General features: G+C 68.2%; 23 protein-coding genes and 1 pseudogene. 15 read left to right on the top strand and 9 right to left on the bottom strand.

Features of this window, described 5'->3' with window-relative positions; translation table 11 throughout:
• From AC1DOC_RS00120 to AC1DOC_RS00085, 8 genes are all read left to right on the top strand, one after another.
• Window positions 1–2,183, top strand: a 2,183-nt coding sequence (locus AC1DOC_RS00120) for an NADP-dependent malic enzyme (RefSeq protein ID WP_478129271.1), incomplete at its 5' end; no start/stop codon positions are given.
• A 13-nt stretch (window positions 2,184–2,196) separates the two neighbouring features.
• Window positions 2,197–3,594 carry a dicarboxylate/amino acid:cation symporter gene (locus tag AC1DOC_RS00115; protein ID WP_478129270.1) on the top strand — a complete coding sequence of 466 codons (1,398 nt, stop codon included), beginning with the start codon at window positions 2,197–2,199 and terminating at the stop codon, window positions 3,592–3,594.
• 32 nt (window positions 3,595–3,626) lie between these two features.
• On the top strand, window positions 3,627–4,961 hold the full coding sequence (locus AC1DOC_RS00110) for an NAD(P)/FAD-dependent oxidoreductase (protein ID WP_018904178.1): 1,335 nt from the start codon (window positions 3,627–3,629) through the stop codon (window positions 4,959–4,961).
• Between the two features lie 47 nt (window positions 4,962–5,008).
• Window positions 5,009–6,193 (top strand): acetyl-CoA C-acetyltransferase, encoded by a 1,185-nt coding sequence (locus AC1DOC_RS00105; protein WP_026283941.1) that lies wholly within the window; start codon window positions 5,009–5,011, stop codon window positions 6,191–6,193.
• Window positions 6,194–6,232: 39 nt separating this feature from the next.
• Entirely contained in the window at window positions 6,233–6,988 is a 756-nt protein-coding gene (gene phbB / locus AC1DOC_RS00100; RefSeq protein WP_012748757.1) for an acetoacetyl-CoA reductase, read from the top strand.
• A gap of 10 nt (window positions 6,989–6,998) precedes the next feature.
• On the top strand, window positions 6,999–7,673 hold the full coding sequence (locus AC1DOC_RS00095; protein ID WP_018904180.1) for a DUF6781 family protein: 675 nt from the start codon (window positions 6,999–7,001) through the stop codon (window positions 7,671–7,673).
• A 34-nt stretch (window positions 7,674–7,707) separates the two neighbouring features.
• A complete protein-coding gene (locus tag AC1DOC_RS00090; protein WP_478129269.1) occupies window positions 7,708–9,543 on the top strand; it encodes a sensor histidine kinase in 1,836 nt (611 codons plus the stop codon).
• Window positions 9,540–10,907: a sigma-54-dependent transcriptional regulator gene (locus AC1DOC_RS00085; protein WP_018904182.1), complete on the top strand. Its 1,368-nt coding sequence runs from the start codon at window positions 9,540–9,542 to the stop codon at window positions 10,905–10,907. The genes AC1DOC_RS00090 and AC1DOC_RS00085 overlap by 4 nt, the downstream gene beginning before the upstream one ends.
• 9 nt (window positions 10,908–10,916) lie before the next feature.
• On the opposite strand, the gene AC1DOC_RS00080 is transcribed toward AC1DOC_RS00085, so the two are convergent.
• From AC1DOC_RS00080 to AC1DOC_RS00065, 4 genes are read right to left on the bottom strand one after another with little or no spacing between them, the layout of a single operon-like run.
• Window positions 10,917–12,134: an NAD(P)/FAD-dependent oxidoreductase gene (locus AC1DOC_RS00080; protein WP_018904183.1), complete on the bottom strand. Its 1,218-nt coding sequence runs from the start codon at window positions 12,132–12,134 to the stop codon at window positions 10,917–10,919.
• A 4-nt stretch (window positions 12,135–12,138) separates the two neighbouring features.
• Window positions 12,139–12,456 carry a non-heme iron oxygenase ferredoxin subunit gene (locus AC1DOC_RS00075; protein ID WP_018904184.1) on the bottom strand — a complete coding sequence of 106 codons (318 nt, stop codon included), beginning with the start codon at window positions 12,454–12,456 and terminating at the stop codon, window positions 12,139–12,141.
• 8 nt (window positions 12,457–12,464) lie between these two features.
• Entirely contained in the window at window positions 12,465–12,935 is a 471-nt protein-coding gene (locus AC1DOC_RS00070) for an aromatic-ring-hydroxylating dioxygenase subunit beta (RefSeq protein ID WP_018904185.1), read from the bottom strand.
• Between the two features lies 1 nt (window position 12,936).
• Window positions 12,937–14,202, bottom strand: a complete 1,266-nt coding sequence (locus tag AC1DOC_RS00065; RefSeq protein ID WP_018904186.1) for an aromatic ring-hydroxylating dioxygenase subunit alpha — start codon at window positions 14,200–14,202, stop codon at window positions 12,937–12,939.
• A gap of 126 nt (window positions 14,203–14,328) precedes the next feature.
• Here AC1DOC_RS00065 and AC1DOC_RS00060 point away from each other — a divergent pair, with 126 nt between their 5' ends.
• Window positions 14,329–15,243 carry a LysR family transcriptional regulator gene (locus AC1DOC_RS00060; protein ID WP_018904187.1) on the top strand — a complete coding sequence of 305 codons (915 nt, stop codon included), beginning with the start codon at window positions 14,329–14,331 and terminating at the stop codon, window positions 15,241–15,243.
• Between the two features lie 86 nt (window positions 15,244–15,329).
• Window positions 15,330–16,040, top strand: a complete 711-nt coding sequence (locus AC1DOC_RS00055) for a gamma-glutamylcyclotransferase (protein WP_051128000.1) — start codon at window positions 15,330–15,332, stop codon at window positions 16,038–16,040.
• A gap of 16 nt (window positions 16,041–16,056) precedes the next feature.
• Here AC1DOC_RS00055 and AC1DOC_RS00050 read toward each other — a convergent pair whose 3' ends face one another.
• On the bottom strand, window positions 16,057–17,697 hold the full coding sequence (locus tag AC1DOC_RS00050; protein WP_478129268.1) for an AMP-binding protein: 1,641 nt from the start codon (window positions 17,695–17,697) through the stop codon (window positions 16,057–16,059).
• A 29-nt stretch (window positions 17,698–17,726) separates the two neighbouring features.
• Window positions 17,727–18,317 carry a 2-hydroxychromene-2-carboxylate isomerase gene (locus AC1DOC_RS00045; protein ID WP_478129267.1) on the bottom strand — a complete coding sequence of 197 codons (591 nt, stop codon included), beginning with the start codon at window positions 18,315–18,317 and terminating at the stop codon, window positions 17,727–17,729.
• 158 nt (window positions 18,318–18,475) lie between these two features.
• Here AC1DOC_RS00045 and AC1DOC_RS00040 point away from each other — a divergent pair, with 158 nt between their 5' ends.
• On the top strand, window positions 18,476–19,216 hold the full coding sequence (locus AC1DOC_RS00040) for an SDR family oxidoreductase (protein ID WP_478129266.1): 741 nt from the start codon (window positions 18,476–18,478) through the stop codon (window positions 19,214–19,216).
• 10 nt (window positions 19,217–19,226) lie between these two features.
• On the top strand, window positions 19,227–20,213 hold the full coding sequence (locus AC1DOC_RS00035) for an NAD(P)H-dependent flavin oxidoreductase (RefSeq protein WP_018904192.1): 987 nt from the start codon (window positions 19,227–19,229) through the stop codon (window positions 20,211–20,213).
• Between the two features lie 34 nt (window positions 20,214–20,247).
• On the opposite strand, the gene AC1DOC_RS00030 is transcribed toward AC1DOC_RS00035, so the two are convergent.
• The gene (locus AC1DOC_RS00030) at window positions 20,248–22,026 is read right to left on the bottom strand and encodes an acyl-CoA dehydrogenase C-terminal domain-containing protein (RefSeq protein WP_478129265.1); all 1,779 of its coding nucleotides are present in this window, start codon (window positions 22,024–22,026) and stop codon (window positions 20,248–20,250) included.
• Between the two features lie 16 nt (window positions 22,027–22,042).
• Window positions 22,043–23,227, bottom strand: a complete 1,185-nt coding sequence (locus AC1DOC_RS00025) for an acetyl-CoA C-acyltransferase (RefSeq protein ID WP_018904194.1) — start codon at window positions 23,225–23,227, stop codon at window positions 22,043–22,045.
• 311 nt (window positions 23,228–23,538) lie between these two features.
• Here AC1DOC_RS00025 and AC1DOC_RS00020 point away from each other — a divergent pair, with 311 nt between their 5' ends.
• Window positions 23,539–24,129: a TetR/AcrR family transcriptional regulator gene (locus AC1DOC_RS00020; protein WP_012748773.1), complete on the top strand. Its 591-nt coding sequence runs from the start codon at window positions 23,539–23,541 to the stop codon at window positions 24,127–24,129.
• A 48-nt stretch (window positions 24,130–24,177) separates the two neighbouring features.
• Window positions 24,178–24,654, top strand: a complete 477-nt coding sequence (locus AC1DOC_RS00015) for a MarR family winged helix-turn-helix transcriptional regulator (RefSeq protein ID WP_018904195.1) — start codon at window positions 24,178–24,180, stop codon at window positions 24,652–24,654.
• 9 nt (window positions 24,655–24,663) lie between these two features.
• On the opposite strand, the gene AC1DOC_RS00010 is transcribed toward AC1DOC_RS00015, so the two are convergent.
• The gene (locus tag AC1DOC_RS00010; RefSeq protein ID WP_018904196.1) at window positions 24,664–26,133 is read right to left on the bottom strand and encodes an efflux transporter outer membrane subunit; all 1,470 of its coding nucleotides are present in this window, start codon (window positions 26,131–26,133) and stop codon (window positions 24,664–24,666) included.
• Between the two features lie 104 nt (window positions 26,134–26,237).
• Between AC1DOC_RS00010 and AC1DOC_RS00005 the strand changes: the two are divergent.
• Window positions 26,238–26,345, top strand: a pseudogene (locus tag AC1DOC_RS00005) (TetR/AcrR family transcriptional regulator); the annotation flags it as partial.

Raw genomic sequence — 26,345 nt, 5'->3', positions numbered from 1 at the left:
ACCTTGCGCTCGCATACTCGCCCGGCGTGGCCGAGGCCTGCATGGAGATTGCCCGCGACCCGGCCGAGGCCATGAACCTCACCTCGCGCGCCAACCTCGTGGCGGTCATCACCAACGGCACCGCGGTGCTGGGGCTGGGCAACATCGGGGCGCTGGCCGGCAAGCCGGTGATGGAAGGCAAGGCCTGCCTCTTCAAGAAATTCGCCGGCATCGACGTGTTCGACATCGAGCTCGACGAGAACGACCCCGACGCGCTCATCGACACCATCGCGCGCATGGAGCCCACCTTCGGCGGTATCAACCTGGAGGACATCAAGGCGCCCGAGTGCTTCTACATCGAGAAGAAGCTGCGCGAGCGCATGAAGATCCCGGTCTTCCACGACGACCAGCACGGCACCGCCATCGTCGCGGCCGCCGCCATCCTCAATGCGCTGCGGCACGTGAAGAAGGACATCCGCGAAGTGAAGCTGGTGGCCTCGGGCGCCGGTGCGGCGGCACTGGCCTGCCTCGACCTGATCGTGAGCCTGGGCCTGCCGATGAAGAACATCTACGTGTCCGACAGCGCGGGCGTGGTGTACACCGCCCGCAAGGAACAGATGGACCCGAACAAGGCCCGCTATGCGCAGGAGACTTCGGCGCGCAAGCTCGCCGACGTGATCGACGGCGCCGACATCTTCCTCGGCCTCTCGGCCGGCGGCGTGCTCAAGCCCGAGATGGTCAAGGAGATGGCGCGCGACCCGATCATCCTCGCCATGGCCAACCCGGCGCCGGAGATCCTGCCGGAAGACGCGCTGGCCGTGCGGCCCGATGCGATCCTGGGCACCGGCCGGTCGGACTATCCGAACCAGGTCAACAACGTGCTGTGTTTTCCGTTCATCTTCCGCGGCGCGCTCGACGTGGGTGCGACGGCCATCAACGAAGAGATGAAGCTGGCCGCGGTGCGGGCCATCGCCGAACTCGCGCATGCCGAGATTCCCGAAGTGGTGGCGCAGGCCTACGGCGCGCTCGGCCTGCGCTTCGGCCGCGACTACCTGATCCCCAAGCCCTTCGACCCGCGGCTGATCGAGGCGGTCGCGCCCGCGGTGGCCCAGGCCGCGGTCGACAGCGGCGTGGCAACGCGGCCCATCGCCGACATGAAGGCCTACCGCCAGCGCCTGTCGCAGTTCGTCTACCAGTCGGGCAGCAGCATGCAGCCGCTGTTCGCTGCCGCCAAGCAGTCGCCCAAGCGCGTGGTCTACGCCGAGGGCGAAGACGAGCGCGTGCTGCGCGCCGCGCAGGTGGTGGTCGACGAAGGCCTGGCACGCCCGCTGCTGCTGGGCCGCCCCGAGGTGATCGCCGATCGCATCGCGCAGTACGGCCTGCGCCTCACGCTGGGCGCCGACTGCGAGGCCGTCGATCCGCTCGATGCGGCCGTGCATGGCGATGCGGCCGAGGCCTACTACCAGCTCAAGCGCCGCGAGGGCGTCTCGCGCCTGGTGGCGCAGACCGAGATGCGCAGCCGCGGCACGCTGCTGGCGGCCATGCTGGTGCGCCAGGGCCGGGCCGACGCCATGCTGTGCGGCACGCTCGGCAGCTACGGCGACCACCTGCGCCATGTGCGCGACGCGATCGGCCTGCGCGCGGGCGCCAGCACCATGGCCGCGATGCAGATGCTGATGCTGCCGGGGCGCCAGCTCTTCATCTGCGACACGCACGTGAACCGCGACCCCGATGCAGCGCAGATCGCCGAGATCGCGCTGCTCGCGGCCGAGGAGGTGCGCCGCTTCGGCGTGACGCCGAGCGTGGCGCTGCTGTCGCACTCGAACTTCGGCGGCTCGGACGCGGCCTCGGCCGTGAAGATGCGCGAGGCGCTCGCGCTCATCAAGGCGGCCGATCCGCAGCTCGCGGTGGAAGGCGAGATGCGCGGCGACGCGGCGCTGTCCAAGACCATCCTCGACCACGAGTTTCCGGATTCGGCGCTGGAGACCGAGGCCAACGTGCTCGTCATGCCCAACGTCGACGCGGCCAACATTTCGTACAACCTGCTGCGCATGGCGGCCGGCAGCGGCATCACGGTGGGCGGCATCCTGCTGGGCGCGGCGCGCTCGGTGCACATCCTCACGCCGTCGTCCACCGTGCGCCGCATCGTCAACATGACTGCGCTGGCGGTGGTCGATGCCAACTCGCACCGCAATGCGGCCTGAGGAGGGTGCGGCCATGAACGACACCGTGACGCCGCCGGCGTCTGAAATTTTCCAGGAGATTCCCGTGGACCAACCATCCGTCGCACCCAAGCCCTTCTACAGATCGCTCTACTTCCAGGTCATCACCGCCATCGTGCTCGGGGTGCTGCTCGGGCACTTCTGGCCCGACACCGGCGCATCGATGAAACCGCTGGGCGACGGCTTCATCAAGCTCATCAAGATGATCATCGCGCCGATCATCTTCTGCACCGTGGTGGTGGGCATCGCGGGCATGGAAGACATGAAGAAGGTCGGCAAGACCGGCGGCCTGGCGCTCCTGTACTTCGAGATCGTGAGCTCCATCGCGCTGGTGGTGGGCCTGGTGATCATCAACATCGTGCGCCCCGGCGCCGGCATGAATGTCGACGTGAGCCAGCTCGACGCCAAGAGCATCGCGGCCTACACCGGCCCTGGCAAGATGCAGAGCACCACCGACTTCCTGCTCAACGTSATCCCSARCACGGTGGTSGATGCCTTYGCCAAGGGYGAGATCCTSCAGGTGCTGCTGKTCGCGGTGATGTTCGGCTTTGCGCTGCACAAGTTCGGCGGCCGCGGCACGCTGGTGTTCGACGTGATCGAGAAGGGCTCGCACGTGCTCTTCGTGATCGTGGGCTACATCATGAAGGTCGCGCCGATCGGCGCCTTCGGCGCCATGGCCTTCACCATCGGCAAGTACGGCGTGAGTTCGCTGCTGCAGTTGGGCCAGCTGATGGCCACCTTCTACCTGACCTGCCTGCTGTTCATCTTCGTGGTGCTGGGGAGCATCGCGCGCTTCCACGGCTTCAGCATCTGGAAGTTCATCAAGTACATCAAGGAAGAACTGCTGATCGTGCTGGGCACCTCGTCGAGCGAATCGGTGCTGCCTCGCATGATGGCCAAGCTGGAGAACCTGGGCGCCAAGAAGTCGGTGGTCGGCCTGGTGGTGCCCACGGGCTACTCCTTCAACCTGGACGGCACCTCCATCTACCTGACGATGGCGGCGGTGTTCATCGCGCAGGCCACCAACACCGACATGACGCTCACGCAGCAGTTCACGCTGCTGGCGGTGCTGCTGCTCACCTCGAAGGGCGCAGCGGGTGTCACGGGCAGCGGCTTCATCGTGCTGGCGGCCACGCTGTCGGCCGTGGGCCACGTGCCGGTCGCGGGCCTGGCGCTCATCCTGGGCATCGACCGCTTCATGTCGGAAGCCCGCGCGCTGACCAACCTGATCGGCAACGGCGTGGCCACGGTGGTGGTCGCCAAGTGGACCAACGACCTGGACACCGTGCGCATGAAGCGCATCCTGGACAACGAGACATCGGCCGAATCCGACGCGCCCGAGGCGGTGCTGGACAAGGTCGAGACCCACATGCCCGTGGCCCAGCCGCGCTGAGGCGGCCACATGCCTGTACGGAACAGCCCACCATGAACAGCCCCGTGCAGAAGCACCGCGTGGTCATCGTGGGCGGCGGCGCCGGCGGCCTGGAACTGGCCACGCGCCTGGGCGATTCGCTGGGAAAGAAGGGGCGGGCGGAGATCACGCTGATCGACAAGCACCGCACCCACGTGTGGAAGCCCAAGCTGCACGAGATCGCCTCGGGCAGCATGGACATGAGCGCGCACGAGGTCGACTACCTCGCGCAGGCGCACTGGCACCACTTTCGCTTCCGGCTCGGCGAGCTGACCGGCATCGACCGCGAGCGGCGCGAAGTGCAGGTGGCGCCGTACCTCGACGACGAAGGCCGGCTGGTCACGCCCGAGCGCGCCTTCGGCTACGACACGCTGGTGGTCGCCGTCGGCAGCCTCAGCAACGATTTCGGCACGCCCGGCGTGCGCGAGCACGCGCTGCGGCTCGAATCGAAGGCCGATGCGCAGCGCTTTCACCAGCGCATGGTCAACGCCTGCATCCGCGCGCATGCGCAGGCCACGCCGCTGCGGCCCGAGCAGCTGCACGTGGCGATCATCGGCGCAGGCGCCACGGGCGTGGAGCTGGCGGCCGAGCTGCACCGCACCACGCGCGAAGTGGTGGCCTACGGGCTGGACCGCGTGGATGCCGAGAAAGACATCCAGGTCAGCGTGATCGAAGCGGCCGACCGCGTGCTCCCCGCATTACCCGCGCGCATGTCGGCCGCCACCGAGGCACTGCTTCGCAAGCTGGGCGTGGATGTGCATACCTCCGCCAAGGTGGCCGAGGTGCTGCCCGAGGGCGTGCGCCTGGCCGACGGCCGCGTGCTGCCGGCCGAGCTGGTGGTGTGGGCCGCGGGCGTGAAGGCGGCCGATTTCATGAAGGACATCGCGGGCCTGGAGACCAACCGCAGCAACCAGCTCGCGGTGCTGCCCACGCTGCAGACCACGCGCGATGAGCACATCTTCGCCATCGGCGACTGCGCGGCCTGCGACTGGCCCGAGGCCAACGGCGGCAAGGGCGGCCTGGTGCCGCCGCGCGCGCAGGCGGCGCACCAGCAGGCCTCGCACGTCGCGGCGCAGATCCGCCGGCGCCTGGACGCAAAGGCGCTCGAGCCCTACCGCTACCGCGACTTCGGCTCGCTGGTCTCGCTCGGCGAATTCAGCACCGTGGGCAACATGATGGGCGGCCTGATCGGCGGGAGCCTGATGGTCGAGGGGCTGTTCGCGCGGCTCATGTACATGTCGCTCTACAAGATGCACGAGCTGGCGCTGCACGGCGTCGTCAAGGTCTCGCTCGACACGCTCGCCCGCCTCATCACGCGGCGCACCGAACCCCACGTCAAGCTGCATTGAGCAGCCCAGCGCAATCCTTCTTTCGCACCAACCTCAAGGAGATTTTCATGTCAGACGATATCGTGATCGTGGCCGCGCAACGCACGGCGGTCGGTAAGTTCGGCGGCGCGCTGGCCGGCACGGCCGCGCCGGAACTGGGCGCGCATGTGGTGAAGGGGCTGCTCGAGAAGGCCGGCGTGCCGGGCGATGCGGTGTCCGAGGTGATCATGGGCCAGGTGCTCGCGGCCGGCGCGGGGCAGAACCCGGCGCGCCAGACGGTCATCAAGGCGGGGCTGCCCATCGGCGTGCCGGGCCTCACCATCAACAAGGTCTGCGGCTCGGGCCTGAAGGCCGTGATGCTGGCGGCGCAGGCCGTGAAATGCGGCGATGCCGAGATCGTGGTGGCCGGCGGCCAGGAGAACATGAGCGCCGCGCCGCACGTGCTGCCCAACTCGCGCAACGGCCAGCGCATGGGCGACTGGAAGCTGGTCGACACCATGATCGTGGACGGGCTGTGGGACGTCTACAACCAGTACCACATGGGCACCACGGCCGAGAACGTGGCCAAGAAGTACGGCATCACGCGCGAGATGCAGGACGCGCTCGCGCTCGCCTCGCAGCAGAAGGCCGCGGCTGCGCAGGACGCCGGGCGCTTCGACGACGAGATCCTGCCGTTCAGCATCGCGCAGAAAAAGGGCGAGCCCATCGTCTTCGCGGCCGACGAGTTCGTGAACCGCAAGACCAACGCCGACGCACTCGCCGGCCTGCGCCCGGCCTTCGACAAGACGGGCTCGGTGACGGCCGGCAATGCTTCGGGCCTGAACGACGGCGCGGCTGTGGTGCTGGTGATGTCGGCCTCGCGCGCCGCCGCGCTAGGCCTGCAGCCGCTGGCGGTGATCCGCGCCTATGCGAGCGCGGGCCTGGACCCGTCGCTCATGGGCATGGGCCCGGTGCCCGCTTCGCAGCTCGCGCTCAAGAAGGCCGGCTGGAAGGCGCAGGACCTCGACCTGATGGAGATCAACGAAGCCTTCGCGGCCCAGGCCTGCGCGGTCAACCGCGAGATGGACTGGGACACCAGCCGCATCAACGTGAACGGCGGTGCCATTGCCATCGGCCACCCCATCGGCGCCTCGGGCTGCCGCGTGCTGGTGACGCTGCTGCACGAGATGCGCCGCCGCGGCGCCAACAAGGGCCTGGCCTCGCTGTGCATCGGCGGCGGCATGGGCGTGGCGCTTGCAGTCGAACGCGCTTGAACGGATTTTTTGTCACACAACGCACCAAGGAGAATGCAGATGAGCGAAAGCAAGCAGCAACAAGTGGTCCTGGTCACCGGCGGCATGGGGGGCCTGGGCGAGACGATCTCCACCAAGATGGTCGATGCGGGCTACAAGCTCGCGGTGACCTATTCGCCCGGCAACAAGTCGCACGCCGACTGGGTCGCGCAGATGGCCGGGCGCGGCTACCAGATCCTGGCCGTGCCCTGCGACGTGGCCGACTACGACTCCTGCGCACGGGCGGTGGGCCAGGTGCAGGAAGCCCTGGGCCCGGTCGACGTGCTGGTCAACAACGCCGGCATCACGCGCGACATGACCTTCAAGAAAATGGACCAGATCAACTGGAACGCCGTGCTGCGCACCAACCTAGACAGCCTGTTCAACATGAGCAAGCAGGTGGCCGACGGCATGGTGGAGCGGGGCTGGGGCCGCATCATCAACGTGTCGTCGGTGAACGGCTCGAAGGGTGCGTTCGGGCAGACCAACTACTCGGCCGCCAAGGCCGGGGTGCACGGCTTCACCAAGGCGCTGGCGCTGGAGGTGGCCAGGAAGGGCGTGACCGTGAACACCATCTCGCCCGGCTACATCGGCACGAAGATGGTCACGGCCATTCCGAAGGAAGTGCTCGACAGCAAGATCCTGCCGCACATTCCCGTGGGGCGCCTGGGCAAGCCCGAGGAAGTGGCGGGGCTGATCATCTACCTGGCCTCGGAAGAGGCGGCCTTCGTGACGGGCGCCAACATCGCCATCAACGGCGGCCAGCACATGCAATGAACGCACGACCATGATCCTCAAGAACGGCATCGATCAGGCCGCACTGATCACCAAGTTCACCGACGCCTCCGCCAGGCAGGGCGAGACCATCCGCAAGACCGTGCACGAGGCCACGCTCAAGGCGCTGCAGGGCCGCGAGCTCACGCTGGCGAACATCCGGCAGGTGCTGGGCACGGTCACCAAGGCGGCTTCGGCCGGCGCAGAAGGCAGCAAGCTGCCCGCGCCCGACGTGCAGGCGCTGCTGGCCAAGGCCTTCGCCGGCATGGACGGTGCGCTGGAGCAGGCGGTGCTGGCCAACCAGCGCGCGCTGCAGCAGTTGGTGGACCAGGGCGTGAGCCTGCGCGAGACGCAGCTCAAGAAGGCGCTCGCCGACATCGAGAAGATGGAAGACACGCTGTTCGCCAGCGTCAGAAAGGCGGCCCCGGTGGACGGCCCGTGGAGCGGCGTGTTCCAGGCGCTGCAGGGCAAGGGCACCGGCACCGGCGCGCGCGCCACCGCGGCGCTCGAGCAGCTCATGCAAGACACGCACAAGAACCTGCGCGACGGCCGCGCGCTGAGCCTGCGCGCCACGCAGGCAATGCTCGACAGCTATGCCACGCTCGCGAGCGGCGTGCTGATCGGCATGTCCGAAGCCCTGAAGCAGGGCGGGGCGGCTTCCGGACGCACGCCATCGGGCAGCCACTGATGCGGCGGCGGCGGCCTTGTGCAATAACGGGTTCATGATTCCACGGGAGCCGGCCCGGCGCTTCGACTTGYCTTCCCGCAGCCCGAGACGGTGGCGCGGCCTGCCGCGCTGGTGCGGCGCACTGGCGCTCGTGGCCGCGGCCGCCTTTGCGGGGCACCACTTCGCCATGCAGAACGGCCTCGCGCGGCTGCGCGAGGCAGCCGACCACCGGCTCGACATGCTCGCCACCGGGCTCGATGCCGACCTGGCCCGTTTCGAGTACCTGCCGGCGCTGCTGGAGATGACGCCCATCGTCCCCGGGCTGCTCGGCACGCCCTCGGACGCGTCGCTGCGCGATGCGGTCAACCGCTACCTCGACGGCGTCAACGCCGCCGCCGGCGCGGAGATGCTCTACGTGCTGGATGCCGCCGGCACCTCGCTGGCGGCTTCCGACTGGAACCGGCCCGGCACCACCGTCGGCCAGGACCTGTCGTTCCGGCCCTACGTGATCGATGCGCTGGGGCAGGGCAAGGGCCGCTTCTACGGCGTCGGCATCACCAGCCGCAAGCCCGGCTACTACCTCTCGTATGCCTTGCGCCGCGGCCAGCCCACGCGCGGCGTGGTCGCCGTGAAGGTCAACCTGGAAGAAACCGAACGCGCCTGGCGCAAGCTGCCGGGCGACGTGGCGCTGATCGACCAGCGCGGCGTGGTGATCCTCGCCACCCGCGAAGAGCTCAAGTTCCGGCCGCTGCTGCCGCTCGACGCCGTGCAGCGGGCCGAGGTGCAGCGCTCGCGCCCCTACGGCGAGGCCGGCCTGCAGCCGCTGCAATGGACGCTGAAGCAGACGCTGGCGCGCGATGTGAAGGTGATCGCGCTCGACGGCGTCGACCAGCTGGCCTCGACGCGTTCGCTGCGCGGTGCGCCGTGGCAGCTGATGGCGCTCGACGACCTGGCGCCGGTGCGCGTGGGCGCGCGCAACGCGGCCATCACCGCGAGCCTGGCAATGGCGGTGCTGCTGCTGATGGCCGTCACGCTGTGGCAGCGCCGCCGCGCCGTGCGGCAGAAGCTGGCCAACCAGGCTGCGCTGCAGGCGGCGCACGACACGCTCGAATCGACCGTGGTGGCGCGCACCGCGCAGCTGCGCGCCGCCCAGGGCGAGCTGCTGCATGCCGGCAAGATGGCGGCGCTGGGCCAGATGTCGGCCGGCGTGGTGCACGAGCTGAACCAGCCGCTCACCGCGATGCGCACGCTCTCGGAGAGCGCCGCCATCCTGCTCGACAAGAACCGCCTGGACGACGTGCGCGGCAACCTGCAGCGCATCCGGGGCATGGTCGACCGCCTGGCGCGCCTGACCTCGCAGCTCAAGACCTTCGCGCACAAGAACGAGCTTCCGCTCGCGGCAGTGCTGATGGCGCGAGCCGTGGCCGACGCGCAGGCCATCGTGGCCGAGGCCACGAAGAAGAACGGCGTCGCCATCGAGGTCGACGTGCAGCCCGCGAGCCTGAGCGTGATGGCCGAAGAGGCCGCGCTGGGCAGCGTGCTCGTCAACCTGATGCGCAACGCCATCGACGCCATGCAGGCTTCGCCCCGGCGCAGGCTGCGGCTCGAGGCGCGGCCGCAGGAGGGCCGGGTGATCCTGCGCGTGAGCGACACCGGGCCGGGCATTCCACCCGACATCCTGCCGCGCCTGTTCGAGCCCTTCGTCTCCAGCAAGCCGGCGGGCGCGGGCCTCGGGCTCGGGCTCGCGATCTCGGCACAATTGGTGCGGGCCATGGACGGCACGCTGCGTGCGGCCAACCTGCCGGAAGGCGGTGCCTGCTTTGTCGCCGACCTGCCCGCCGCCGTTTACGCCATCCCTATTCCCGCCCTTACAGGAGTGATCAACAAGTGAGCGAAAGCCCCGCCATCCGGGTGATGCTGGTCGAGGACGACGAAGACGTCCGCATCAGCACGACGCAGGTGCTGACCCTGGCCGGTTTCGAGGTCGAGTCCTTTGCAAGCGTCGAACGCGCACGCGGCCACATCCGCTTCGGCGTGCCGGCCATCGTGGTCTGCGACGTGCGCCTGCCGGGCCTGAGCGGCGCCGAATGGCTGCCCGAGCTGCACGGCATCGATGCCGAGCTGCCCGTGATCCTGGTCACCGGCCACGGCCATATCGCGATGGCGGTGCAGGCCATGCGCGAGGGCGCCTACGACTTCATCGAGAAGCCTTTCGGTTCCGAGCGGCTGGTGGCCATCGTGCGCCATGCCGTCGAGCGCCGGCAGCTCTCGCTGCAGGTGCGCGCGCTGCGCGATGCATTGGAAAACTGGAACGGCATCCAGTCGGTGCTGATCGGCCGGTCGGCCCAGATGCAGCTGGTGCGCCGCAACGTGATGACGCTGGCCGAAACCTCGGCCGACGTGCTGATCTACGGCGAGACCGGCACCGGCAAGGAACTGGTCGCGCGCTGCCTGCACGACCACAGCGAGCGCCGCCGCCAGCATTTCGTTCCGCTCAATTGCGGCGGCCTGCCCGAGGCGCTGGCCGAGAGCGAGTTGTTCGGCCACGAGGCCGGCGCCTTCACCAGCGCCAACCGCGTGCGCGTGGGCAAGTTCGAATATGCCAACGGCGGCACGCTCTTCCTCGACGAGATCGAGAGCATGCCGGTGGCGGTGCAGATCAAGCTGCTGCGCGCGCTGCAGGAACGCTGCATCGAGCGCATCGGTTCCAACAAGGCCATTCCCTTCGACTGCCGCGTGGTGGCCGCAAGCAAGGACGACCTGAAGGAAATGAGCGACCGCCAGAAGTTCAGGGCCGACCTGTACTACCGGCTCGGCGTCGCCTTTATCGAGCTGCCGCCGCTGCGCGAGCGGCGCGAAGACATTCCCCTGTTGTTCGAGCACTTCACGCTGCTGGCGGCGAGCCGCTACGAGCGTGCGGCGCCGCTGCCCACCAACGCCCAGCTGGCCGACCTGATGGCCTATGCGTGGCCGGGCAACGTGCGCGAGCTGCGCAACGTGGCCGACCGCTTCGTGCTGGGCCTGCTCGGGGAGCGCCTGACGCAGACCCGCGGCACCGGCGAGGGCTCGCCAGCGCTGCCGCGCGCGCTGCCGCAGCAGGTCGAATCCTTCGAGCGTGCGGTGATCGTGGAGGCGCTGCGCAAGCACCAGGGCGACCAGCCCGCCACGGCCGCCGCGCTGGCCATCGCGCGGCAGACGCTGCACGACAAGCTGCGCAAGCTCGGCATCGCGGCGGAAGAGTTCAAGTCCCAGTGAGCCGCTGCCTCAGAGCTTCGCGAGCGGCACCTGCAGGTCGGCGAGCTGCGCCGCATCGACGCGGGTGCGGCGCTCGATCAGCCGCCGCGCGAAGCGCAGGTCGCGCGCGGCGTTGGGGCCCAGCGCCGCAACGACCTTGCCGGCGTCCAGGAAGAACATCACGAAGCTGCTGGAATTCCGGTCGCCGCGCACCACCACATCGTGCGCCGGCGTGGGCATGCCGAAGATCTGCAGGTTGACCTCGTACTGGTCCGACCAGAACCAGGGCAGCGGCTGATGGTTCACCGCGATGCCGAGCGCGGCGCGCGCCGCGGCAATGCCTTGCTCCTGGGCGTTCTGCCACGATTCGAGCCGCATCCGCCGACCCGCCCATTCGCAGTGCCATGTGGCCACGTCGCCCGCGGCCAGGATGTCGGGATCGGATGAGCGGCACTGCGAATCGACCCGCACGCCGCCATCGCACGCCAGGCCCGCCTCGCGCGCAAGTTCGTCGTTGGGGACCAGGCCGACACCGACGAGGACCGCGTCGCATTCGAGTTCGCGCCCATCGGTGAATGACGCCGTGAGGCCGCCTTGCGCGTTCTGCGCCAGGCGCTCGATTCCGGTGCCGAGCCGGACATCGACGCCATGCGTTGTGTGGAGTTGCAGCAGGTAGCCGGAGATTTCCGGTGGAACGGTGCGCTCGCAGAGCCGGCCCATCGCTTCGACGACGGTCACCTCCATGCCCTTCTTCCGGGCCGTTGCAGCCACCTCGAGCCCGATCCAGCCGCCCCCGATGACAAGCAGCCGCTTGCCGGCCGACAGCGCGGCACCGAGCGCCGCCGCATCCTCGATGCTGCGCAGGCTGAAGACGCCGGGCAGATCCGCACCCGGAATATTCAGGCGGCGCGCCCGGCCGCCGCTGCAGAGGATCAGCTTGTCGTAGGAAACATGTTCTCCCTGCGTCAGGTGGAGCTGTTTCGCCGCCCGGTCGATGAAGGTCGCGCCGACGTTCGGCCGCCAGTCGATGCGAAGCGCATCGAAGGCTTCCGCCTTCAGCAGATGCGTGGTGTCCGCAGGCGCGTCCCCGGAGAGCACCGCCTTGGACAGCGGCGGGCGTTCATAGGGACGATGCGGCTCGTCGCCGATCAGCACCACGCGGCCCGCGAAACCCTCGCTGCGCAGCGTTTGCGCGGCCCAGCCGCCGGCCTGGCCGGCGCCCACGATGGCGATGGTCCCGCTGCTCATGGCTTCAGTCGAGCGAGAGGAACACGCGGCCCGCCTCGATCCTCACGGGGTAGGAGCGGATCGCCTCGGTCACCGGCGCACAGGTCGGCTTGCCGTTGCGCACGTCGAACTTGCCCTGGTGCAGCGGGCATTCGATCTCGTGCCCTTCGAGGAAGCCCTCGCACAGTCGCGCATGGCCGTGGGTGCACACGTTGTCGGTCGCATAGATCTGGCCGTCCACGTTGTACAGCGCAATGTCGCGCCCGCCGACCTGCATGCCGACGACGTCGTCGGTCGGAACTTCGTCGACCGCTGCGGCCTCGGTCCATTGGGAATCGCTCATGGCTGGCCTCAGAGGGGATAGATGACGGAGTTGGGGATCATTTCGCTGTCGTAGATGACCTGGCGCGAGGCGAACTTCAGCCCCTCCGGGGTGCGCACGACCACATCGATGTAGCGGCCCACATTGAAGACGCTCGAGAGTTCCGAGAGCTTGGTGCGGAACACCGCGTAGTTGGCCTCGCACTCGAAGCGGTCCGCCTCGGCCTTCAGCACGAGCGGCGTCCCGACCACGTGGCGCTGGTAGTAGGGGTCGTGGAACAGGGTCTCGCGGATGCCGTAGACGCGGTCCTTCAGCATGCCCTTGCTCTCGAACGAGAGCGTGGCCAGCGGAAAGCCGCGCTCGTGGTTCTCGCGCGGCTGCAGGCGGTAGCTGCAGTCGTCCGTGAAGAATTCCGGCCAGAGTTCCCATTGGCCGGAGCTCACGGCCTGGGCGTAGCGGGCGTAGAGCTGGGTCAGCTCGAAGTAGTCCTGGAAGTTCATCTCAAGCCTCCATGACCTTGCGCCAGTATTCGTACATGCCGCGTATCAGCGTCTCGGTCACCATGTGGTCCGTGTCGCCGACCTCGCGGCCGCCGAGCTCGGCGAGGGTGCGGTGGAAGGGCTTCTGCTCGAAGCCTTTCTGCGAGAGCTCGATCACCTCGCCATCGTCGGCGGAGACGAAACCCGCCGGCCCGAAGAGGTTGGCCTGGCGCAATCGCCGCTGCGTCATCGCATCGTCGTCGTCCTCGAAGCCGAAGTGCGTCCAGACGAAATCGAAGGCGCCGGGGCCGCTCGGCTGGATGTGCCGGGTCGAGACGCTGTTGACCTGCTGCTGGAAGATCACGCTCGGGAACAGCGTCATCATCACGGCCGTCGGGCCGCGCCACCACGGCTCGGGCACGATGTCCAGGAAGCGGTCGTCGTTGAGCTTCATGCTTTCCTTGAAGCTCGACACCTGGGTGACCTGGTCCGCCTTGCCGCTCGCGCCGCGGGTCGAGATCATGGCGGCGTGGCGGTGATGGCGGTCCATCTTCAGCTCCGACTTGTTGTCCGCACGCCAGAGGCCGAAGGTGACGAACCACGTGTGCAGCAGGCCCGGGTGGTACGGGTCCTTGATGTTCTCCTGCATCAGCTTCCAGTTGCCGGGAATGCGCTGGCGGTTGTAGCCGAGGATCGTGAGCTTGCGGCCGTTGAAGAGCCGGTCGAAGTAGCCCAGGATCTCCGGGCCCATGAAGTCCTCGAGCGGTTCCACCTCTGCATCGAAGGACGCGAAAACGACGCCGCCGCGTGTCGCAACCCCGAGCTTGTTGAGGCCGTGCTCGGCCGGCTTGAAGTCGGCCGGCATCCCGCCGTTGACCTTGCCGTCCTGCTTGACGCCTCGGCGGAAAGGCACGCCCTGCAGGTCGCCGCCGAGCGAATAGTTCCACTGGTGATAGGGGCAGGTGAAGCCGCCGGCCTTGCGGTTGCCGTGGCGCTCGCGGCAGAACTGCATGCCCCGGTGCGCGCACACGTTCTCCACCACGCTGATGGAATCCTCGGCATCGCGGACCATGATCACCGAGCGCTCGCCGATCACCGTGCGCTTGAAATCGCCGACCTCGGGAATCTCGGCCTCCAGGCCCACGTAGCACCAGTGGCCCCGGTAGAAGAGGCGCTCGAGCTCGCGCCGGTGCTGGTCGGCGTCGGTGTAGGCCATGAAGGGGATGCGGCTCGTGCCCTTGTCTTCCCAGCGGATCTGCTGCGGAAAGACGGCGGATGTGTCGTCCATTTTTTTCTCCTGTGCGGCCGCGTCGCCCGGGCCGCTCGTCTCGTGGTCCCCATGATCGGCAGTTCGAGGCTATCGTTCAATAGAATGTGCCGAATAGTTCATATAGATTTCGCGAATGGGGACGCCGTGGAGCTCAAGGACATCGACCTCAACCTGCTGGTGGTGTTCAACCAGCTGCTGATCGACCGGCGGGTGTCGAAGGTGGCGACGAATCTCGGCCTCTCGCAACCGGGCGTGAGCAACGCGCTGGCGCGCCTGCGCAAGCTCACCGACGACCCGCTGTTTCTCAGAACACCCAAGGGCATGGAGCCCACGCCTTTCGCCGAGCAGCTGGCCGCGCCGACCGCGAGCGCGCTGCAGACGATCCATGCCGCCATCAACCAGCGCAGCTCGTTCGATCCGGCCACCTCGACGCGCGCCTTCACCATCGGCATGACCGACATCGGGGAGATCTATTTCCTGCCCAAGCTGATGCAGGAGCTGGCGCGCGTGGCGCCGGGCCTGTCGATCAGCACCGTCCGCAACACGGCGGTCAATCTCCAGGACGAGATGGAATCCGGCCACGTCACGCTGGCCATCGGCCTGCTGCCGCAGCTGAAAAGCGGCTACTTCCAGCGCCGGTTGTTCAAGCAGCACTACGTCTGCATGTTCCGCCGCGGGCATGCGCTCGACAAGCGCCAGATCTCGCTGGCCGAGTTCTCAAGGGCCGATCACGTGGTCGTGGTGTCGGAAGGAACCGGCCACGGCAAGGCGGACGAGCTTCTCGGCCGCAAGAAGATCGTGCGCAAGGTCGTGCTGACCGTGCCGCACTACGTGGCGGTCGGCCATATCCTGCACGGCTCCGACCTGGTGGCGACGGTGCCCGAACGGCTCGCGCAGGCCCTGGCCGAGCCGTTCGGCCTGTCCTATGTGCGCCATCCGGCCCGGCTGCCCGAGATTGCGATCAGCCTGTTCTGGCACGGCCGCTATCACCGGGACCCCGCCGTGGCGTGGCTGCGCGCCTTGATCGTGCGGCTTCACGGGGAAGGTGCGCCCGGCTGAAGCTCTCTAGTGAATTCACGATCGTTCACTAAACGATCTCAATGCTATCATCGGGTCTTTCCCACAGGATCCCGAGAGGCCCGCCCATGCGTTATCCCGGCCCGCGCGAGAACGACCGAGCTGGATCGAAGGCAGCGGCCGAGCCCGTGCGGGTCACCCGCGAAGGGCTGCTCGACGACGCCTTCATGGCGCAGGTCTACGCGCAGCTCCCGGCGGGCGTGCGGCTGCGCAGCGCAGAGGAGCTGGAAGCCTCCATCGAAGGCATCCTGTCGCGGCACGATGGCCATGCGGCCGTTCATGTGTTCGGATATGGATCGCTGATGTGGAACCCCGCGGTGGAGCACACAGCCGTGCATCCGGCAAAAGTCCACGGTTGGCACCGCTCCTTCTGCCTGCGCTCGGTCGTCGGGCGAGGCTCGCAGGAGCGCCCCGGGTTGATGCTCGCCCTCGACCGGGGCGGCGCGTGCCAGGGCGTGCTGCTGCAGATCGAGCCGCGCAAGGTGCGCGATGAGCTGCGGGTGCTCTGGCGAAGGGAGATGCTGACCGAGGTGTACCAGGCCCGGTGGGTGACCGCCCATGTGGAGGGCCGGCCGGTGCGCGCGATCACCTTTGCGGTCGACCGGTCCCATCCCCGCTACACGAAGGCGCTCTCCCCGCATGAGATGGCCCGGATGATCAACACGGGAGCGGGCAGCCTCGGCAGCTGCCGCGAGTATTTCGATGCCACGCTTCGAAAGCTCGAGGCGCTCGGCATACGCGACATGGGGATGGAGCGCCTGCGCAGCGCCGCGGGCTGAAGCCCCATCCACACCCTCAGGCCGCCGCTGGGGCCCGCAGTTCCTTGCGCAGGATCTTGCCCACGGTCGATTTGGGCAGTGCCTCGAGAAAGGTGATGCGCCGAGGCACCTTGTAGGGCGCCAGGAGCTCGCGGCAGTGCGATTCGACCTGGTCCGCCTGCAGGCCCGGCGAGCGGCGCACGACGAACAGGTGGGGGACTTCGCCGGAGCGCTCGTCGGGTACGCCGACGCAGGCGCACTCCAGCACGTCCGGATGCAGCGCGACCACGCCCTCGATCTCGTTCGGATACACGTTGAATCCGGACACCAGGATCATGTCCTTCTTGCGGTCGACGATGGTCATCAGCCCCTGTRCATCCATGGTGACGACATCGCCCGTGCGGAACCAGCCATCGCTGGTGAATGCCAGGCGCGTTTCTTCCTCGCGCTTCCAGTAGCCGGCAAACACCTGCGGCCCCTTGATGAGCAGCTCGCCGGGCGCGCCCTGCGCCACCGGCCCGCCCGCGTCGTCGACGATCATCACGTCGGTGGAGGGCACCGGAACGCCGATGGTGCCGTTGCAGCCCGGCGCATTGAAGGTGGCGCTGGGCGACGTTTCCGTGAGCCCGTAGGCCTCGGTGATCGGCGGGCCGCCGGCCGCCTCCCACCTGCGCGCGACCGCCGCCTGGATCGAGGCGCCGGCGCCGATGACCATGCCGCAACGCGAGAAATCGACCGACGACAGTTCGGGCAGGTTCACCATGCCGTTGAACATGGTGTTGACGCCGATCAGCACGTCGAAAGGCGCTCGCCGCAATTCGGCGCACAGCGCCTGGATGTCGCGCGGATTCATGACGAGCCGGTTGTGTCCGCCGCTCGCCAGCGCCATCAGCGCCATGCCGAGCGGGAAGATGTGGTACAGCGGCAGCGGCGTGACCAGCTCGAAGTTCTGGATCTCGAGGTTCAGCCGCAGCCAGGACTGCATCTGCAGCACACTCACCAGGACGTTGCGATGCGTGAGGCAGGCGCCCTTCGACACGCCGGTCGTGCCGCCCGTGTATTGCAGGAATGCGAGGTCGGAAGGGCGCACCTGTGGGGCGCTGAAGCCGGCAGCCTGCACCGATGCGATGGCGGCGTGCAGCGGGACGAGATGCACGTCGGAGCCGCGCGCCCGCACCGGCCGATCGCCGGCGGGCGCGAGCAGCGACCGCCTCAGCTCCTGCATCGGCACGGTGACGACGTGCCGCACTTCCGTCCGCTCGATGGCTTCGGCCGCGAGTCCCGCGAACGGATCGGCAACCACCAGCGCCACCGCGCCGGAATCCGCCAGCTGGTAGGCCACCTCGCGGGCTGTGTAGAGCGGGTTCATCGTCACCCCCACGAAGCCTGCGCGTGCAATCGCGGCCAGGGCAACCGGATAGAGAAGGTGGTTCGGCAGCAGCAGCGCCACGCGGTCGCCGGGCTGCAGGCCTGCCGACTGCAGGAATGCCGCAAAGCGAGCCGATGCTTGTTCGAGCTCGGCGAAGCTCAGCGATTCGCCGTTGCAGGTCACGGCCGGCCGGCTGGCGTTGCGAGCGAAGGCACCTTCGAACAGGGTGGCGAGGGTGTCGTGCTCGCCGTACACGAGGTCGCGGGGCAGTCCTGCCGGGTAGGACGCATGCCAGATTCTTTGATCCACGTTGTCTCCTTTTTTCTTGAGGGGTCTGGTCAGGACAGCGCTTCGCGAACGAAGTCCATCCGGTCCTGGCCGAAGAACATCTGGTCGCCGACGAAGAGCGTGGGTGCGCCGAACACGCCGCGCTCGACCGCCTCTTGCGTGGTTGCCTTCAATGCGRCCTTGGTCTCGGCGTCCTGCGCCAGGCGCTCGATCTCGGCGGGGTCGAACCCGCCTTCGGCCAGCGTGCGGGCCGTGAGCTGCGCATCGTTCAGGTTGAGCGCATCGATCCACAGCGCCTTGAACACGCAGCCCAGCAGCTGCTGCAGCTGTTCGGGCCGGCGCAGTTGAATGCCGGTGACCGCACGCATGAGGAACAGCGTGATGACCGGGAAGTGCGGATTGCCCTGGAACGGCACGCCATAGCGGCGCGCATGGCGCTCGTAGTCCATCTGCGTATAGCGGCCCTTGACGGGAATGGTGGCCGGCGAGGCGTTGCCGGTGGCCTGGTAGACGCCGCCCAGCAGCATCGGCCGGTAGACGAGCTCGGCGCCGTGGCTTGCGCACAGGGCAGGCAGCTGCGTCCATGCCAGGTACGACGACGGGCTTCCGACATCGAAGAAGAAATCGACTGACTTGCTCATTCAAGCTCCTTTAAGTTAACGGACGTTTGGTAAACGGAAGCTATGTGATTGAGCGGCCTTCGTCAACGGGGTTTCCTTGGGCCTTGCCCTCAATTGACAAACGAACGTTCATTGATTAACGTGCAATGACCTAACGAACGTTTTTTAAAGGAGACCGTATGGACCCATCAGCCAACCACCGCGGCGTGGCTCTCGTCGTCGGCGCGGGCGACGCCACCGGCAGCGCGATCGGCGCGCGCTTCGCCCGCGAGGGCTATGTCGCGTGCCTCACGCGGCGATCGGCCGACAAGCTGGAGCCGGCCGTCGAGCGCATCCGCGCGGCCGGCGGCCAGGCCTTCGGCTACGGCAGCGATGYGCGCAAGGAGGAGGAGGTCGTGGCCCTCGTCGACCAGATCGAGAAGGAGCGCGGCCCGATCGAGGTGATGGTGTTCAACATCGGTGCCAACGTGTCCAGCAGCATCCTGGAAGAGACCGGGCGCAAGTACATGAAGATCTGGGAGATGGCCGCCTTCAGCGCCTTCCTGAATGCGCGCGAGGTCGCCCGCAGGATGGTCGAGCGCGGGCGCGGCACGATTCTTTTTACCGGCGCGACGGCCGGCATCCGCGGCTCGGCGAAGTTCGCGGCCTTTGCCGGCGCCAAGCATGCGCTGCGCGCCCTGGCCCAGAGCATGGCGCGCGAGCTCGGTCCGCGCGGCATCCACGTGGCCCACATCGTGGTCGACGGCGCGATCGACACGGAGTTCATCCGCAGCAACTTCCCCGAACGCTATGCGCTGAAGGAGCAGGGCGGCATCCTGAACCCCGAGCACATTGCGGAGAACTACTGGTACCTGCACACCCAGCCCCGGGACGCCTGGACCTTCGAGATGGACCTGCGCCCCTACATGGAAACCTGGTGAAAGAAGACACATGAAAACACGCATCACTGAACTCTTCGGCATCCGCCACCCGATCATCCAGGGGGGCATGCACTACGTCGGCTTTGCCGAGCTCGCCGCGGCCGTGTCCAACGCCGGCGGACTCGGGCTCATCACGGGCCTCACGCAGCGCACGCCCGAGCTGCTGGCCAAGGAGATCGCCCGCTGCCGAGAGATGACGGACCAGCCCTTCGGCGTGAACCTCACGTTCCTGCCGACCTTGTCCTCGCCGCCGTACCCCGAGTACATCGCGGCCATTGCCGAAGGCGGCGTTCGCATCGTCGAGACGGCAGGGCGCAGTCCCGAGGCCTACATGCCCGCGCTCAAGAAGGCGGGCATCAAGGTGATCCACAAGTGCACCTCGGTGCGGCACGCGCTGAAGGCCGAAGCGATCGGATGCGACGCCGTGAGCGTGGATGGTTTCGAGTGCGGCGGCCACCCGGGCGAGGACGACCTGCCCAACATGATCCTGCTGCCGCGCGCGGCCGAGGAGCTGAAGATCCCGTTCGTCGCCTCCGGCGGCATGGCCGATGCGCGCAGCCTGGTGGCGGCGCTGGCACTGGGCGCGGAAGGCATGAACATGGGCACGCGCTTCGTGGCCACGCAGGAAGCGCCGATCCACCAGAACGTGAAGGACGCCATCGTGGCGGCCACCGAGCTGGACACGCGGCTGGTGATGCGCGGCCTGCGCAACACGGAGCGCGTGCTGACCAATGCATCGGTCGAGCAGCTGATCCGGATCGAGAAGGAAAAGGGCGCCGATCTCAAGTTCGAGGACATCATCGACCAGGTCGCGGGCGTCTACCCGCGCGTGATGCTCGAAGGCGAGATGGATGCCGGCGCCTGGAGCTGCGGCATGGTGGTCGGCCTGATCAACGACATTCCGACGGTGCAGGAACTGATCGACCGCATCATGGAAGAGGCCGAGCAGCTGATCGTCCAGCGGCTCGCCGGTTTCCTGGAGCCTGCGCTGGCCTAGCCAGGCTCCGTGGCAGCGATGCGGTGGCGCTGCCCTAGAAAAGCTCGACGGCCGGCTCCATCAATGCGGATGACCCGGCCCGGATCTCCTGGCAGAGCCCCGCCGCCTGCGGTAGCAGCCGCTGGAAATAGAAGCGGGCCGTTGTAATCTTCGATGCATAGATCGGGTCGCTCGATCCAGCGTTCTTGAACCCCACCTCGGCCATGCGCGCCCAGGTCCACGCAAGCGCCAGGTGCCCGACCAGGCGCAGGTAGGGCGCAGCGGCCGCGCCTGCCGCATGCGGGTCCTGCGCCGACGCGGCCACCAGCTCGCCCGTGAGCTGCCTGATCTCGGCGGCCAGTTCGATGAGCGGCTGCGTGAATTCGCGCATCGCCTCGCGCGGGCTGCAGGTCTCGGCGAATGCGCCGGCCATGTCGAGGAAGGCGCCCATCTGCCGGCCCTGGTCGGCCAGCACCTTGCGCCCGAGCAGGTCCATGGCCTGCACGCCGTTCGTTCCCTCATAAAGGCCCACGATGCGCACGTCGCGCAGGTGCTGCTCGACGCCGTTCTCGCGGATGTAGCCGTGCCCGCCGAACACCTGCATCGCGAGCAGCGTGCATTCCACTGCGAGGTCGCTGGACAACGCCTTCACGAGTGGGGTCAGCAGGCCCAGCAGTTCGGCCGTCTCGTTGCGCYTGGCGGGGTCGGGATGAAGGCGCTGCAGATCGCTCAGCTGCGCGGTCCACAGCGCCAGGGCGCGCGCGCCCTCGATGTTCGCCTTCTGCGTGAGCAGCATGCGGCGCACGTCGGCGTGCCCGATGATCGGATCGGCCGCTTCGCCGGAGGGTCTTGCACCGCTCGCGCGGCCCTGCAGGCGCTCCTTCCCATAGGCCAGGGCCTTCTGGTAGGCCGCTTCCATCAGGCCGATGGCGATCATGCCGACCAGCACACGCATGTGGTTCATCTGCACGAACATGCCCGCGAGTCCCTTGTGGGGCGCGCCCAGCAGCCAGCCGGTCGCACCGTCGAAGTTGATGGTGCAGGTCGAGTTGCCGTGGATGCCCAGCTTGTGCTCGATGGAGCCGCAGACCACCGCATTGCGCGCGCCGGCCGCGCCGCTCGCGTCGGGGATGAACTTCGGCACGATGAAAAGAGAGATGCCCTTCACGCCCGGCGGCGCATCCGGCATGCGCGCGAGCACCAGGTGCATGATGTTCTCGGTCAGGTCCTGCTCGCCGCCCGAGATGAAGATCTTGCTGCCGGTGATGCGGTAGCTGCCGTCGGGCTGCGCCACGGCGCGGGTGCGCATCAGGCCCAGGTCGGTGCCCGCATTGGGCTCGGTCAGGCACATGGTGCCGGCCCACTCGCCCGAGGCGATCTTCGGCAGGTAGAGCGCCTTCTGCGCCTCCGATCCGTTGGCCGACACGTTCACGTAGGTGGCATGCGACATGCCCGGATAGGACGACCACGCCATGTTCGCGCCGCCGAACACTTCGTAGACCGCGTTGGCCACGACCGAAGGAAAGCCCTGGCCGCCGAACTCGGGGCTGCAGGCGAGCCCGGGCCAGCCGTTCTTGGTGAATTCGTCGTAGGCCTTCTTGAAGCCCGGCGGCGTCTGCACTACGCCCGGCGAGGGCATGCTGCAACCGTGCTCGTCGCCCGGCCCGTTGAGCGGCGCGATCACCTCGGCGGCGAACTGGCCGGCCGCGGCGAGCACCTGGTCGATGGTTTCGGCGTCGAGGTCGGGCTGGCCGCAGTCCTGCAGCATGGCCGGCACCTGGAGCAGTTCGTGCAAGACGAACTGGATGTCGCGCATCGGGATCTGGTAGGTCATGGTGCTGCTCCTTGCCTCAGGCCACTTCGAACAGGCCCGCGGCACCCATGCCGCCGCCGACGCACATCGTCACGACGACGAAGCGCGCGCCGCGCCGTTTGCCCTCGATGAGCGCATGTCCCACCAGCCGCGAGCCGGTCATGCCGTAGGGGTGGCCGATCGTGATGCCGCCGCCGTTGACGTTCAGCTTCTCGGGGTCGATGCCCAGCCGGTCGCGCGAATACAGCACCTGGCAGGCGAAAGCCTCGTTCAGTTCCCACAGGCCGATGTCGCTCACCTTGAGCCCGTGGGTCTTCAGCAGCTTGGGCACGGCCAGGACCGGGCCGATGCCCATCTCCTCGGGCGCGAGGCCGGCCACCGCGATGCCGCGGTACGTGCCCAGCGCCTTGAGCCCGCGGCGCTCGGCAACCGCGCGCTCCACCAGCACGCAGGCCGATGCGCCATCGGACAACTGGCTCGAGTTGCCGGCCGTGATGACACCGCCTTCGACGACCGGCTTGAGACTGGCAAGGCCTTCGAGCGTGGTGTCGGGGCGGTTGCCCTCGTCGCGGTCGAGCGTGACCTCGCGGTAGCTGATCGCGCCCGTCTGCTTGTCGGCCACGGCCATGCGCGCCGTGATCGGCACGATCTCGTCGTCGAACAGATGGCGCTCCTGCGCCAGCGCGGTGCGGCGCTGCGCTTCGGCCGAATACGCGTCCTGCGCCTCGCGCGAGATGCCGTACTTCTTCGCGACGATCTCGGCCGTGTGGAGCATCGGGATGTAGGCGTGCTGCACGCGCGCGATGAGCAGCGGATCGGCCTCTTCGCCCACCCACTTGACGAAGGGGTTCTGCACGGCGGAGATGTTCTCCTGCCCGCCGCCCATGGTCACATCCATGCCGTCGACGATGATCTGCTTGGCCGCCGTCGCGATGGCCATCAGGCCCGAGGCGCACTGCCGGTCCATCGTCTGGCCCGGCACCGACTGCGGCAGGCCCGCCGCGAGCGCCGCGAGGCGCCCGATGTTCATGCCCGCGGTGCCGGCGGCCATCGCGCTGCCGATCACCACGTCCTCCACCTCGCCGGGATCGATGCCCGCCCGCTGCACGGCGTGCTGGACCGCGTGGCCCATCAGCGTGGGCGACTTGATGTTGTTCAATGCGCCGCGAAACGCGCGGCCGATGCCCGTGCGTGCGGTGGAAACGATGACGGCTTCTCTCATGGTCAGACTCCAGGGGGTTGGCTAGGCAAGTTGTTGGCGCAGCGGCTCGCCGCGGTTGCGCGGTTCAGGTGCAGGGCGGGCGGGAGCTCCTCATCGCCATTGCCTCGTCCGCAGTCCTTTAAATAACGATCGTTTGTTAAACGATAGTGAACTATAGGTTTGCGCCCACGGCAGCGTCAACACGCTGGAGCGGGTTTGCAGCAGGGGGAAACCCTTGATGCGGAGTCCAGGTAGCGCAATGGAATCACGACCGTTTATCAAACGAGTGGCATGCTATGATGAACACCTCCACGATCTGCAGAGGCCCACTCATGCGCTATCCGTCCACCCACAAAGAGGAAACCCGCAAGAAGCTGCTCGCGAATGCCCGCGCCATCGCCAAGAAAGGCGGCTTCGGCACCACCGGCGTCGATGAATTGATGGCGAGCATCGGCCTGACCGGGGGCGCCTTCTATGGACACTTCCCGTCCAAGGAGGCGCTGTTCGCCGAACTGCTCGAACACGAGATCTCCAACAGCACCGACATGCTGGCCGGAGACCGCGACTCGCCGCCCGACCACGTCGCCAAGCGGCTGCGCAGCTACCTGAGCTCGTACCACGCGCTGCATCCGGAAACCGGCTGCGTGCTGCCGGCACTGGGACCCGAGATCGCCAGGGCCGGGCCCGAGGTGCGTGCCTCGGTCGAAGAAGGCCTGAAGCGCCTGCAGAAAAGCTGGAGCTCGCGCATCGGCGACCCCGACGCCGCATGGGCGCTGATTGCCCAGTGCGTGGGCGCGCTGGTGCTGTCCCGCGCGGTCGAATCCGAGCGCACGCGCAAGGAAATCCTGGCCTCGAGCCGGCGCTTCATCGACCAGACGCACGCGCTGGACGCGGCGCCCGCGAAGCCATCCAAGGCCTCCTGACGGCCGCAGCCGATGCTGCCCCGGCGCGCCACTGCAGCACCTGCGCTGATGCCAACGCTTCCCGCACCGCAGGCGCAGGCGGCCGATGCCGCCGGCCCCGAGCGGCCGGCCTGCACCTACACCACGGCGCATCAGCTCGCCCGCCTCGTCAGGCAGCACTACGACGCGGAACTGGGCGCCATCGGTCTCAGGGCCACGCAGTACCGGCTGCTGGTGGAAATCCTCGCACATGGGCCGGTGCGCCCCTGCGACCTGGCCGAGCGCATGTCGCTCTCTCCCTCGACGCTGACGCGCAATCTCAAGCCGCTGATCGCGGCGGGATGGGTCGATCTTGGGCCCGGGTTGGACGGACGCACCCGCAGTGTGTGCATCACCGCTGCGGGCCGCGGCAAGTGTGCCGAGGGCCGGCCTCGCTGGAGCCTGGCACAGGCCAAGGTGCACCGGTTGATCGGGAGCCGGCAGGTCGGTGCCTTGCATGCGCTCGTCGGCCAATGCTTGACGATCATGTCGGCGGCGGCCGAATGAACGCGGTGGTCAATCCCGACGCGGTTCGATGGCCGCCGCCCGGATGGGCTCGGCCTGCCAGCCGCCGCCCAGCGCCTTGAATGCACCGACCGCCGCGCGTGCCGATTCCGTCTGCGCCTGCGCCCTGGCATCGGCCACGCGCAGCATGCTCTCGTCGGCCTGCAGCACTTCGATCAGGCTGACCACGCCGCGCTGGTAGGCCGCGAACGACGCGCCCCGCGCACGGCCCAATGAGGCCTCACCCTGCGCGAGCAGCGCGGCCTGCTCTTCGCGCTTGACCAGGGCCGAGAAGGCGTTCTCCACGTCTTCGGTGGCACGCAGCGCGGCGAGCCGGTAGGCCGCGAGCAGCTCCGCGTCCTGCCCCTTGGCGAGCTCGATCTGCGCATCGATGCGCGCGAAGTCGAACAGCCGCCAGCGCAGCCCGAGCAGGGCCGCGGCCTGGCTCGCGCCGCCGGTGAACAGGTTGCCGCTGGCCACCGACGTGGCGCTGCCGATGGTTCCCGCGAGCGACAGCTTCGGGTAGTACTCGGCCACGGCCACGCCGATGCGTGCGTTCGATGCCGCCAGGCGCCGCTCGGCGGCGATCAGGTCGGGCCGGCGGCGCAGCAACTCGGCGGGCGAGCCGGTGGCGCCGATGCCGGGCGCAACGGGAATGGCCGCGGCCGCCGCCAGTTCGGCGCGGTGCGCGCCCGGCGCTGTGCCCAGCATCACGTCGAGCGCGTTCATGGCCGCGGACTCGCCGGCCTCGAGCGCCGGCACCGACGCCCGAACCTGCGCCAGTGCGCCCTCGGCCTGGTGCAGTTGGAGCTCGGTGGCCAGCCCCTTGCCGTGGAGCAGGCCGATCTTCGCGAGCAGGTCCTGCTGCGTGGCGACCTGCCGGCGCGCAATGTCCAGGCGGGCCTGCAGGCCGCGGAGCGTGATGTAGATGTCGGCGGTCTGCGCGGCCACGGCCAGGCGCGTGGCGGCCGCGCCGGCTTCCGAGGCCTGGTAGTCGGCCAGCGCGGCCTCGCGTCCCCGGCGCAGCCCGCCGAAGATGTCCAGCTCCCAGCTGGCGCCGAGGTTCGCTTCGTAGGCGCTACCGTAGCGGTCGAAACCCGGCTGCGCGTTCAGCACCTGGCCCAGCGGCGTTTCCACCGACTGGTAGGCCCTGGCCGCTTGCGCGCCCAGATTGCCCGAAGGCAGCAGCGCCGCATTCGCCGCACCGAGCCCGGCCCGGGCCTGCGACACGCGCGCGGCGGCCTGCGCAAGATCGAGGTTCTGCTTCAACGCCTGTTCGACATAGCCGGCCAGCTGCGCATCGCCGAAGCCGGTCCACCATGCCGCGAGCTCGGCGTTGGCGGTGGCCGATCGCTGGCCGAGCGCCGCCTCGCCCATGAAGCGGTCGGGCAGGGCCGGGGCCGGCCGGACATAGTCGGGCCCCACGGCGCAGCCTGCGAGGAGGCTGAACAGCAGGGGCAGGGCAAGCGTGCGTGGGGACATGGGAGTGCTCCGGGCGACGGGCGAAAAAAGCAAAAGAAGTGAGTGACTATAATTCAATTTGGTCACTTGTTGTTGTTTGTTTGTCCAGGCGCTAAGCTCCCGGCATGAACAACGCAACCTCTTCCCCGCCGGCCGCGCGGGGGCCGGCCGACCACGACGTGCGCGCGCAGATCGTCGTGGCGGCCACCGAGCACTTCAGCCAGTACGGCTAC

Source organism: Variovorax sp. 01T439_2, from assembly GCF_056398445.1.
This window is presented reverse-complemented; position numbering and strand designations above follow the sequence as displayed.

Excerpts from the sequence above, each read along its gene's own strand:
- AC1DOC_RS00070 (WP_018904185.1), bottom strand. The coding sequence starts at position 12,935 with ATGAACTTCCAGGACTACTTCGAGCTGACCCAGCTCTACGCCCGCTAC.
- AC1DOC_RS00015 (WP_018904195.1), top strand. The coding sequence starts at position 24,178 with ATGCCAACGCTTCCCGCACCGCAGGCGCAGGCGGCCGATGCCGCCGGC.
- AC1DOC_RS00020 (WP_012748773.1), top strand. The coding sequence starts at position 23,539 with ATGCGCTATCCGTCCACCCACAAAGAGGAAACCCGCAAGAAGCTGCTC.
- AC1DOC_RS00075 (WP_018904184.1), bottom strand. The coding sequence starts at position 12,456 with ATGAGCGATTCCCAATGGACCGAGGCCGCAGCGGTCGACGAAGTTCCG.
- AC1DOC_RS00025 (WP_018904194.1), bottom strand. The coding sequence starts at position 23,227 with ATGAGAGAAGCCGTCATCGTTTCCACCGCACGCACGGGCATCGGCCGC.
- AC1DOC_RS00110 (WP_018904178.1), top strand. The coding sequence starts at position 3,627 with ATGAACAGCCCCGTGCAGAAGCACCGCGTGGTCATCGTGGGCGGCGGC.
- AC1DOC_RS00095 (WP_018904180.1), top strand. The coding sequence starts at position 6,999 with ATGATCCTCAAGAACGGCATCGATCAGGCCGCACTGATCACCAAGTTC.
- AC1DOC_RS00065 (WP_018904186.1), bottom strand. The coding sequence starts at position 14,202 with ATGGACGACACATCCGCCGTCTTTCCGCAGCAGATCCGCTGGGAAGAC.
- AC1DOC_RS00055 (WP_051128000.1), top strand. The coding sequence starts at position 15,330 with ATGCGTTATCCCGGCCCGCGCGAGAACGACCGAGCTGGATCGAAGGCA.
- AC1DOC_RS00010 (WP_018904196.1), bottom strand. The coding sequence starts at position 26,133 with ATGTCCCCACGCACGCTTGCCCTGCCCCTGCTGTTCAGCCTCCTCGCA.
- AC1DOC_RS00105 (WP_026283941.1), top strand. The coding sequence starts at position 5,009 with ATGTCAGACGATATCGTGATCGTGGCCGCGCAACGCACGGCGGTCGGT.
- phbB (WP_012748757.1), top strand. The coding sequence starts at position 6,233 with ATGAGCGAAAGCAAGCAGCAACAAGTGGTCCTGGTCACCGGCGGCATG.
- AC1DOC_RS00035 (WP_018904192.1), top strand. The coding sequence starts at position 19,227 with ATGAAAACACGCATCACTGAACTCTTCGGCATCCGCCACCCGATCATC.
- AC1DOC_RS00080 (WP_018904183.1), bottom strand. The coding sequence starts at position 12,134 with ATGAGCAGCGGGACCATCGCCATCGTGGGCGCCGGCCAGGCCGGCGGC.